At 68.2% G+C, this 7,889-nt stretch carries 7 protein-coding genes and 2 pseudogenes; 5 read left to right on the top strand and 4 right to left on the bottom strand.

Annotated elements, in window-relative coordinates:
• A pseudogene (locus tag RWO33_RS17710) lies at nucleotides 1-80 on the top strand (glutamine amidotransferase); the annotation flags it as partial.
• A gap of 106 nt (nucleotides 81-186) precedes the next feature.
• Complete coding sequence (locus RWO33_RS17705; protein WP_314106499.1) at nucleotides 187-1,098, top strand: BPSS1780 family membrane protein; 912 nt, start codon at nucleotides 187-189, stop codon at nucleotides 1,096-1,098.
• A 218-nt stretch (nucleotides 1,099-1,316) separates the two neighbouring features.
• Here the strand turns inward: RWO33_RS17705 and tatC are convergent, their stop codons facing one another.
• The 4 genes from tatC to RWO33_RS17685 form a co-directional block, all read right to left on the bottom strand.
• Nucleotides 1,317-2,066 (bottom strand): twin-arginine translocase subunit TatC, encoded by a 750-nt coding sequence (gene tatC, locus RWO33_RS17700; RefSeq protein ID WP_314106498.1) that lies wholly within the window; start codon nucleotides 2,064-2,066, stop codon nucleotides 1,317-1,319.
• Nucleotides 2,063-2,554, bottom strand: a complete 492-nt coding sequence (gene tatB, locus RWO33_RS17695; protein WP_314106497.1) for a Sec-independent protein translocase protein TatB — start codon at nucleotides 2,552-2,554, stop codon at nucleotides 2,063-2,065. The genes tatC and tatB overlap by 4 nt, the downstream gene beginning before the upstream one ends.
• Nucleotides 2,555-2,569: 15 nt before the next feature.
• Nucleotides 2,570-2,797 (bottom strand): Sec-independent protein translocase subunit TatA, encoded by a 228-nt coding sequence (gene tatA, locus RWO33_RS17690; RefSeq protein ID WP_145478578.1) that lies wholly within the window; start codon nucleotides 2,795-2,797, stop codon nucleotides 2,570-2,572.
• Between the two features lie 95 nt (nucleotides 2,798-2,892).
• Complete coding sequence (locus RWO33_RS17685; RefSeq protein ID WP_314106496.1) at nucleotides 2,893-3,774, bottom strand: YSC84-related protein; 882 nt, start codon at nucleotides 3,772-3,774, stop codon at nucleotides 2,893-2,895.
• A gap of 158 nt (nucleotides 3,775-3,932) precedes the next feature.
• On the opposite strand from RWO33_RS17685, the gene hemH reads away from it, so the two are divergent.
• From hemH to RWO33_RS17670, 3 genes and pseudogenes are all read left to right on the top strand, one after another.
• Nucleotides 3,933-4,895 (top strand): ferrochelatase, encoded by a 963-nt coding sequence (hemH, locus tag RWO33_RS17680; protein WP_145478576.1) that lies wholly within the window; start codon nucleotides 3,933-3,935, stop codon nucleotides 4,893-4,895.
• The gene (locus RWO33_RS17675; RefSeq protein ID WP_314106495.1) at nucleotides 4,892-5,740 is read left to right on the top strand and encodes an alpha/beta hydrolase; all 849 of its coding nucleotides are present in this window, start codon (nucleotides 4,892-4,894) and stop codon (nucleotides 5,738-5,740) included. Before hemH ends, RWO33_RS17675 begins: the two co-directional genes overlap by 4 nt.
• Before the next feature lie 381 nt (nucleotides 5,741-6,121).
• Nucleotides 6,122-7,555, top strand: a pseudogene (locus tag RWO33_RS17670) (methyl-accepting chemotaxis protein); the annotation flags it as partial.
• Nucleotides 7,556-7,889 lie beyond the last annotated feature (334 nt).

Below are 7,889 nucleotides of genomic sequence, written 5' to 3'. Positions count from 1 at the left end.
GCCTCGCGCGCGGCGTCAGCGCCGCCCCGCTGGCCCGCCAGCTGCTGCGCCGCTTCGTGCGCCAGGCGCGCAACGCCTGACCGCCCGGCGCCGAACCTCCTTCCCTTCAGGCGGGGGGCACGGAAAACAGGGATAATCGAATCGATCCGGGGCGCGCGCGCCCTTCCTCCCCTGTTCCGGAATGGTATGAGCGACATTCGCAAGCTGCCCGCCTCGGCGGGCGCCCAATGGCTGCTGGACGCGTTTTCCCTGTATCGCCGTGCACCGCTGCAGCTCGCCGTCCTTGGCGTGATCGGCATGCTGGTCAGTTCACTGATCCTCGTCCTCGCACAAGCCCTGCCGAGCTGGCTCGGCGTGCTCGGCCAGCTGGTGTCGGTGGCCGTCGGCCCGCTCGTGTTCGGCGGCATGCTGTGCGCGGTGAGCGAAGTCGACCAGGGCCACCGCGCCACCCCAGCGCACCTGCTGCAGCCGATCCGCGACCGCCGCGTCAGCCACCTGCTGGTCCCGCTGGCGATCCAGCTGATCGCCATCATCGCGCTCGGCACCCTGCTGTACCTGATGCTCGGCGCCGAAGGCCTGACCGCCTCGGCCGACATGTTCCACAAGATGCAGGAACTGCAGCAGTCCGGCGCCACCCCGAGCAACGAACAGACCCTGGCCTTGATGGCCGGCGTGCCGGTCATGCGCATCCTGCTGTGGCTGGCGCTGGCGTTCGGCACCTTCGTCGCGCTGAGCATGGCCATGTTCACCCAGCCGGCGCTGGTGGTGTTCGACCATCAAAGCGGCATGCACGCCCTGCGCATGAGCCTGCAGGGCTGCATCCGCAACTTCGGCGCCATGGCGGTCTTCATGCTGCTCGGCCTGATCGCCGCGATGTGCATCTACTTCCTGGTGGTCGTGGTCATGCAGCTGGCCATGCTGGTCGGCGGCGTCGGCGCAGCCGCCTTCGTCATGCAGCTGGCCATGGCCACGGTGATCATGCCGCTCTACGTAGGCGCCGTGTACGCCGCCTGGAAGCAGATGTTCGCCCACCGCACCCGCAGCGCCCCGCCGCCGGTACCGCCGAGCAACGGCCCAGGCAACATCTTCGCGGCATGAGATCCCGTAGAGCGACGCCCTGCGTCGCTGCTTTCCGATCCGCGCAACGCAATCCATGAAGGAGCCGGGCGGCGGGCAGTCCCCGGAGGGACTGTCAAAAACATGGATGTTTTTGACAAGCCTACAAGGACGTATTCACGGCGTGTCCCGGAGCGGGACTGCCCGCCGCCCGGCCCAAGCACGTAACTACGGAAACGCCGCCGCTCCTGGCGCCTGAATCAAGAAGCCTGCGGCTCGTCGCTCTTCGCCGGCACCAGCCAGCGCGAGGCGTGGATCCCCAGCTCATAAAGCAGGCACATCGGAATGGCCAGCATCAGCTGCGACACCACATCCGGCGGCGTCAGCACCGCCGCCAGCACGAAGATGCCCACGATCGCGTAACCGCGGCCTTCCTTGAACTGCTGCGGCGTGATCCAGCCCAGCAGCGTCAGGATCACCATCGCCACCGGCAGCTCGAAACTGCTGCCGAACGCGAAGAAGATCGCCAGCACGAAATCCAGGTACGCATTCGCATCCGGCGTGATCGCAATCACCTCCGGACGGAACGTGGTCAGGAAGTGGAACACCGCCGGCAGCACCAGGAAGTACGCGAACGCACAGCCGATGTAGAACAGCAGCACCGACGTCACCAGCAGCGGCACCGCAAGGCGCTTCTCGCGCGCATACAACCCCGGCGCCACGAACGCCCACAGCTGGTACAGCAGCCACGGCACCGCCACGAACAGCGCCACGAAGAAGGTCAGCTTCAGCGGCGCGAAGAACGCCCCCGCCGGATTGATCGCAATCATCGACTGCGCGTTCGGCAGCTGCGAAATCAGCGGCTGCGCCAGCCACGTATAGATCTGCCGCGAAAACGGCATCAGCCCCAGCAGCACCACGCCCAGCCCGATCAACGCCCGCATCAGGCGCGCCCGCAGCTCGATCAGGTGTTCGATCAGACCGCTTTCCGGGTTCTCGTTGCCGTTCATCGCGGACCCTCCGGCGTGGACGGCGGGGGATCTCGCGGCGCCTGGCCATCGATGCCCGGCGGCGCCATCGCATCACGCGGCGCGTCCACTGCAGCCTCCGGCTCCGGCGCTGCCACATGCTGGGCCACGCTGGCCGGCGAACCCGGCGCTGGACCGGTCATCACCGGCGCATCGTCCGACGCGACAGCGTCCCCGGTCGCCTGCGCCTGCCGCCGTACGTGTTCGGCCTCGCGGCGGACCGCTTCCCCGCTCGCACGCAGCTGCGCCTCGGTATCGCGCACCGAATCCTGCGCCTCGCGGAACTGCCGCTTGATCTCGTCAGCGTGCAGCTCACGTTCCAGCTCCTGCTTCACCGAATCCCACTGGTTGCGCGCACGCCGCACCCACAGCCCGGCGAAGCGCGCTGCCTTCGGCAGCCGCTCCGGACCCAGCACGACCAGCGCGACCACCGCGATGACCAGCAGTTCACTGAACCCAATATCGAACACTGCGTGCCGCCTTGATCAGCGACGGTCGCGGTCGTGCTCGTTCTGCGACGTCGTCGACGGGTCCTGGGGACGCGACTCATCGCTCAGGTGCGCGGTCGGCTTGTCCTCGTCGCGCATCCCCTTCTTGAATTCCTTGACCGCACTGCCAAGGTCCTTGGCGCCACTGGTCAGCTTCTTGGTGCCGAACACCAGCAGAACGATGACCAGTACCACCACCCAATGCCACAAGCTCATACTGCCCATGATGTGCCGCTCGCATTACCCGGAAACAAGAAGTTGAGCATAGCGCACCGCCGGGCAGGCGGCGCGCGTGACGAAAGTCAGTTTCCGTCCAGCGATTAGGTGCGGACTTCGCCTTCGCCCACCGGCTGGAAGCCCTGCTGCGGGGCCGGCTGCGCCGGAACCGCCTGCAACGGCGCCGTCGTCGCACCCGTGCCTGCCTGTTCAGCTACCACCGGTGCCCCCTGCGGCTGCGGCTGCGGCGGCTGGCCCGCAGGACGCGGCGCCGGCGCGTTGCCGGCCGTGCCCCGGTTCTGTCGCGCCGAGTACGTCGCCTCTTCCAGCCGATCGCGGAACGCGACCACGTCCATCGACGGCTGCGCCGTCGTCCGACCCTCGAACACCATGCGCGCCGTGGTGTTGCTGCCGTAAGCGTCCAGGTTGGCCTGGTCATCGATCTGCAGCACCGCACCGTCCAGCGCGACCCCCGCGAACAGCCCGCGCGCCCGCGACCAGGACCAGATCTCCGCCTTCAGCTGGCCATCGGTGGCGGCCGCCGCATTGCGCCCGACCGGGCCCGCGGCGACGCCGGCGTCCGCGCCCAGCGTGACCTTGCCGTTGACGATGTTGTCCAGGCTGCGGTCGTTGCGGAACACCAGCACCACGTCGGACGACTGCACCCCGGCCTGGAACCCGATGCTGCCGCCGGTGAGCTTGATGAACGCGGGGCTGGACCAGCTCCCGTCCGGATTCTTGATCGACATCAGACCGTGACCGCGGCGACCGCCGATGACCAGCCCCGCCTTGATCGTGTCGGGAATGACCACCACGGCCCGCGCCTCGTCCAGCAGCTTGTCCGGAATCCCCTGCTCGGGAATTTCCTGGATATCGTTCAACACGCGGACCGCATTGCGGGAGCGCTGGTCCTCGGTCGGCCCGGCCATCGCCTGGGTCGACAGCAGACTCGCGGTGATCAGCAGTGCAAGGGTCAATCGGCGCATGGGTACTCCAGAAGGGGGTCGACAAGGTATCGATTCCCCCGAAATTAGTGGGGTTCCGATGAATCCGCAATGAGTATCCGCCGCCTGATCGACGCGCTCGATGGCCGTCATCGCGTCTTTCCATCCCGACCGTCGCGCAGACCTGCGAGAATGGACCCATGATCGACGCACCCGACACCGCCGTGCTGGCGGTCAATCTAGGCACACCCGAAACGCCGACCGCTCCCGCGGTGCGTCGCTACCTTGCGGAATTCCTCAGCGATCGGCGCGTGGTCGCGATCCCGCCGCTGTTGTGGAAACCCCTGCTGTACGGACTGATCCTGCCCCTGCGCAGTGGCCGCTCGGCGGCGAAGTACGCCCAGGTGTGGCTGGCCGACGGTTCCCCGCTGATGGTGTACACCCGCCGCCTGGCCGAGGCCATGCAGCAACTGATGCCCAACCTGCGGGTGCGCCACGCCATGCGCTACGGCGCGCCAGCCCTCACCGCCGAACTTGACCGGCTGGCGGCCGAAGGCATGCGTCGGATCGTGGTGCTGCCGCTGTATCCGCAGTATTCGACCACCACCACCGCCTCGATCGAAGACCAGGTGCGCGACTGGCAGCCCAGACACCCCGGTGTCACTGTCACCCTGGTACGCGACTACGCGGTCGACCCGGACTGGGTGGCCGCAGTGGCCGGCAGCATCCGCCAGTGGTGGGAGGCCAACGGCCGGGGCGAGAAGCTGGTGTTTTCCTTCCACGGCATTCCCCAGCGCCTGGCCGATGCCGGCGATCCCTACCCGCAGCGCTGCGAAGCCAGCGCGCAGGCGATCGCGCAGGCGCTCGGGCTCGCGGACGACCAGTGGCAACTGACCTACCAGTCGCGCTTTGGCCGCGAAAAGTGGCTGCAGCCGTATGCCGAACCGACCCTGTGGGCGATGGCCGAGCAGGGCATCAAACGGATCGACGTGGTCTGTCCCGGCTTTGCCACCGACTGCCTGGAGACGCTGGAAGAAGTTGCGCTGGGCTTCACCGAGACCGTCGCCGCGCGCGGTGCGCAGATGCGTTACATCCCCTGCCTCAACGATGCACCGGCGCATGCGCTGGCGCTGTCGCGGCTGAGCGTCGCCACGCTGGCATGATCCTCGAACCCTTCGCACTGCAGGTGGCCGGCAGCGCCGTGGCTGGCCTGCGCTCCACGCACGACGCGGGCCAGCGGGTGCTGGCCCTGCATGGCTGGCTCGACAACGCTGCCAGCTTCGTTCCGTTGGCCGCCGCGCTGCCAGCGCTGCAGCTGGTCGCGATCGACCTTCCCGGGCACGGCCACAGTGCGCACCTGCCGCCGGGCACGCAATACAACACTCCCGGTGCGATCTGCCATGTACTCGATGTCGCCGATGCGTTGGGCTGGGAGCGCTTCACGCTGCTGGGCCATTCCATGGGCGCCGGCATCGCCAGCCTCACCGCTGCAGCCGCGCCGGAACGCGTGGAGCGGTTGGTCGCGATCGAAGCACTTGGCGGCCTGCGCGGGCCTGAGGACGAGACCGCACAGCGCCTGCGCGAACATGTACGCGCCGCGCGTGCCCTGCCATCGAAGAAGCTGCGCGTGTTCGCCGACCTCGCTGCGCCGGTACGGGCGCGGATGATGGCGAACCAGCTCAGCGAGCCGTGCGCACGCCTGCTGGTCGAGCGCGGGGTCAAACCCGTGGAAGGCGGCTACAGCTGGTGCAGCGACCAGCGCCTGATGCTGCCCACCGCAATGCGGCTCAGTGAAGCGCAGATCGACGACCTGCTCGCCGCGATCGAATGCCCGACCCAGGTGATCTACGCCACCCCGGCGCAGAGCTATTACCCCGAGCCGCTGCGCAGCGACCGCATCCGACTGCTGCGCGATGGCCGGCTGGACGTATTCCCCGGCACCCATCACCTGCACATGGAACACCCGCAGGTCGTGGCCGACGTGATCGCAAGGTTCCTGGCCAGGTAGGTATCGACCGTTGGTCGACACGCGCTTGACGCGCCTGCGACACCGTGTCGCACTCAACATTGCAGCAACGCTTCCGATACCGATGCAGCAGGCGCGCGCAGCGCGCCTGTGTCGTCGCCCGCTCCGCCGATAGCGAAGCCGTGTGTCATCCGCCTCCGCTTTCCTGCCGCCATCTTTCGCACTGCGCACCGGCATCGCAGCCACGCGCGCGCACCGCTTCGATGGGCGCTGAGCCCAACCTGTCCTGGAGTCACCATGCCCCTGCTTCCCCTGCTCGCCGCCGCCTCCGGCGGTAGCCTGCTGGCGCTCGCCATCCGGCAACATCGTCGTGAGCTCGCTCACGCTGCCGACGTGCAGCGACTTACGCAACGCCTTGCAGAACTGCAGGAGCAGCGCTTCGTCGACGCAGGTGCAGCCGCGCGCGATGCCACCCTGCGCGAAGCGCTCGAGGTCTCGCGCACCGCCGTGATGATCGCCGACCCCGAGCATGTGATCCGCTACGCCAATCCCGCCGTGGTGCGCCTGCTGCGCAACCAGCAGGCCAGCCTGCGCGAAGCGTTCCCCGATTTCGACGCCGGACAGCTGCTGGGCACCAGCATCCATCGCTTCCACGCCAACCCGGATCGCATCCGCGCGATCCTCGACGGCCTGCAGGCGACCCATCATGGGCGCGTCCGGATCGGACCAGTGCACTTCGCCCAGGTCGTCACCCCGATGTACGACAGTGCCGGCGCGCGGCTGGGGTTTGCGGTCGAGTGGCACGACCGCACCGACGAGCTGCTGCTCGAGAACGCCGTCGCCGACATCGTCACCGGCGCCACCCGCGGCGACCTTGCACGCAGGCTCCCGCAACGCGAGGGCGAGGCCGGGTTCATGCACGGGCTGACCCGTGGCATCAACCAGCTGCTTGCGCAGCTGGACGGCACCGTCGCCGATGTCCGGCGCGTGCTGGCGGCACTGGCGGACGGCGATCTAAGCCAGCGCATGCAGGGCGATTACGAGGGCGCATTCGCGGCCATGCAGCGCGACGCCACTGCGACGGCGCTGCAACTCGGCGCGATGGTGGCAGGTATCCGGCAAGGCGCGGCGTCGATCAGCACTGCAGCAGCCGAGATCGCCAGCGGCAACAACGATCTGTCCATCCGCACCGAGCGCCAGGCCGCGCATCTGGAGGAGACGGCGTCCTCGATGGAGGAGTTGACCGCTACCGTACGCCAGAACGCAGATCACGCCCGCACGGCCAGCACGCTGGCCCAAGCCGCGCAGGACGTGGCGGGACGCGGGAGCCGCGTCGTGGGCGACGTGGTCAGCACCATGGATGGCATCCAGGGCGCGTCGCGCCGGATCGCGGAGATCACCGGGGTGATCGACGGCATCGCGTTCCAGACCAATATCCTGGCGCTGAACGCCGCCGTCGAAGCAGCGCGTGCCGGCGAGCAGGGCCGCGGCTTTGCCGTGGTCGCCAGCGAGGTACGCAGCCTGGCGCAGCGTGCCGCTGACGCGGCACGCGAGATCCGCCAGTTGATCGACGCCTCCGTCGACCAGATTACCGATGGGGCGCGCCTGGCGCGGGACGCCGGCAGCACCATGCAGGATATCGTCGGCAGCGTGGCGGAAGTGAGCGGCATCATGGCCAACATCGCCGCAGCATCGCAGGAACAGGCCGCCGGCATCGACCAGATCAACCAGACCATCGTGCAGATGGACCACGCCACCCAGCAGAACGCTGCCCTGGTGGAGGAAGCCAGCGCCGCGGCGCGCGAGCTGGAGCAGCAGGCTGCGGCCCTGACCGAGGCGGTTGCAGTGTTCCGGTAGGCCGATGACTGCCGGGGTAGTGATTGCCCCGTTGAGGCATGACCGCGAACGCAGGCGAGACGTTTTCGACGTGGTTCCATGCGTCACCGTGCCGATTACCGTTATCGGCGGTCGTTTGGGAACCGACCCTACCGCGTGCCCGGCACGAGTCCGGCCGTTCCCGGCACGGATCCGGGCCTGCCCGGTACGGATCCGGGCGGTAGGTGCCGACCGTTGGTCGGCACGCCTGCGCCAGGCGGGGCAAAGAAAAAACCCCGCTGCGTGAGCAGCGGGGTTTTTGGGTGTAAACCCTGGCGATGACCTACTCTCGCATGGCTTGAGCCACACTACCATC

This window comes from uncultured Stenotrophomonas sp., from assembly GCF_963519925.1.
GTDB classification, from domain to species: domain Bacteria; phylum Pseudomonadota; class Gammaproteobacteria; order Xanthomonadales; family Xanthomonadaceae; genus Stenotrophomonas; species Stenotrophomonas maltophilia_AE.
This window is presented reverse-complemented; position numbering and strand designations above follow the sequence as displayed.